Origin of the sequence: Asticcacaulis sp. AC466, assembly GCF_000495815.1 — a bacterium.
Lineage (GTDB): Bacteria > Pseudomonadota > Alphaproteobacteria > Caulobacterales > Caulobacteraceae > Asticcacaulis.
In genome coordinates this window covers 1-701 of the sequence record NZ_AWGE01000048.1, presented here as the reverse complement: position 1 = coordinate 701, position 701 = coordinate 1, and the positions used below count along the sequence as shown (strand labels likewise).

Annotated in this window: 1 protein-coding gene; it reads right to left on the bottom strand. The window is 65.9% G+C overall.

Annotated features, from left to right (window positions below):
• The coding region (locus AEAC466_RS44820; RefSeq protein ID WP_031239712.1) for a hypothetical protein at positions 1-701 on the bottom strand (701 nt) is incomplete at both ends.

Here is a 701-nt window from a genome sequence, read left to right as displayed (position 1 = left end):
CGGGGCTGGCGCCGTGGCAGGTGCAGCAGCAGGGGCCGACGCCATCACCGGCGTTGACAGCGATAACATCGCCGCCGACAGCGCCGCCGTTTTCCGGCGCCCGGTCACGTTGGCCGGGCCGTTGACAATCTCCGGGCCACGCTCGCCAACGATGCCGAACTGGCCGCGCGGGATGAGGCCGCCCTTGTCGAATGCCCCCGCATAGCCCGGCCCCGGCATCAGCTCAGGCGCCGGGCGGTTGTATGAAATCGCCGGGTTAACCTCCGCCTCATCGTCGCCAAACTTCATCCAGTCAGGCAGCATATCCGTGAGGCTGGAAAACTTGTCTTTCAGCGCCTGCCAGCGCTCGCTAATGCCGTCAATGACCCCGTTAATCATGTTCATCCCGGCTTCTTTGAACTGCCCCGGCAGCGCTTTAGCCCCGTTTACCAGCCCCTCCCATTTGCCATTAAGCCAGCCAGTCAGCCGATCCCATGCCTGAACCGTGGCGGCGCTCAGCGCCAGCCATGCCGCGTTAACACGCTCGCCGATGGTGTCCCAGACGGCGGCGGCACGCTCCGCGATACCGCTCGCAACGCCCCAGATGCCGGTCAGCAGGCCGGGCAATCCGCCCAACAGCTGCAGCGGCAGGCTCAATCCGGCCGCGATCCATTCACCGAACATGCGCCCATAGCGCGCGGCCGTCTGTAGTTCGGCCTGTG